The organism is Marinobacter algicola DG893, assembly GCF_000170835.1.
GTDB lineage: Bacteria > Pseudomonadota > Gammaproteobacteria > Pseudomonadales > Oleiphilaceae > Marinobacter > Marinobacter algicola.
On record NZ_ABCP01000099.1, the window covers coordinates 1 to 1,196 of the forward strand.

Annotated in this window: 1 protein-coding gene; it reads right to left on the reverse strand. The window is 58.3% G+C overall.

The features are described from left to right. Nucleotides 1-22: 22 nt before the first annotated feature. Nucleotides 23-1,147 carry a glutamate 5-kinase gene (gene proB / locus MDG893_RS20380; RefSeq protein WP_007155747.1) on the reverse strand — a complete coding sequence of 375 codons (1,125 nt, stop codon included), beginning with the start codon at nucleotides 1,145-1,147 and terminating at the stop codon, nucleotides 23-25. Nucleotides 1,148-1,196: the final 49 nt, after the last annotated feature.

Below are 1,196 nucleotides of genomic sequence, written 5' to 3' on the forward strand. Positions count from 1 at the left end.
TCCCTTACATAGGGAGTAAGAGCTAGACAATCACCATGTTGTCTCGGTGGATCATTTCTTCGTCGGAGATGTAACCCAGAACCTCTGTTATACGGTTGCTGGAGCGACCGGCAATGGCTCTGGCCTCGTCGGCATCGTAATTGACGAGGCCGCGAGCGATTTCCTTGCCGTTTTCATCCACGCAAGAAACCATTTCACCCCGGCGGAACTGGCCGGACACACTTTTTACACCAACCGGCAGGAGGCTACGACCACCACGACAGAGGACGTTGACAGCACCCTGGTCTAGGGTGAGCTTACCGCGAGTCTGGAGATGGCTGGCAAGCCACTGTTTGCGGGCGGCAATTCGACCTTGCTCGGGAAGCAGCAGGGTGCCGATGCTTTCACCGTCGCGCAGGCGGGCGATGGCTTTTTCGATTCGGCCACCAATGATAACGGTGAAAGCGCCAGAGCGGGCAGCCAGGCGGGCGGCGCGGACTTTGGTTTGCATACCGCCGCGGCCCAATACACCAGCACCCCCACCCGCCATGGCATCGAGCCCGGTGTCGCTGGCGAGGCGTTCGTCGACCAGTCGGGCATCGGGATTTTTGCGAGGGTCTTTGTCAAACAGTCCGAGCTGGTCGGTGAGGATGATCAGGCCATCAGCTTCGATCAGGTTGGCGACCAATGCACCCAGGGTATCGTTGTCGCCGAAGCGGATTTCATCGGTGACGACGGTATCGTTCTCGTTGACGATGGGCACCACGCCAAAATCGAGCAGCGCTCGCAGTGTGCTACGAGCATTGAGGTAACGTTTGCGATCAGACAGGTCGTCGTGGGTCAGCAGAATCTGCGCGGTATGCAAATCATGGCGTTTGAACTGAGCCTCCCAGGTCTGCACCAGCCCCATTTGACCAACGGCAGCAGCTGCCTGCAGCTCATGCAGTTGTTCAGGACGAACTGTCCAGCCCAGGCGGCTCATACCTTCAGCCACAGAGCCCGATGACACCACCACCACTTCAACACCAGCAGTGACCAACTCTGCAATCTGGTCCACCCACAACCCGAGAGCAGCAACATCCAGACCTCTGCCATCGTTGGTTAGCAAGGCGCTTCCGATTTTTATTACCAGGCGACGGGCATGACGTAATTGGGTGCGTGTACTCATTACATTCCAGCTCAGGGAGCGGACAGGCGGGGGCCTTGCTGGCGGATAC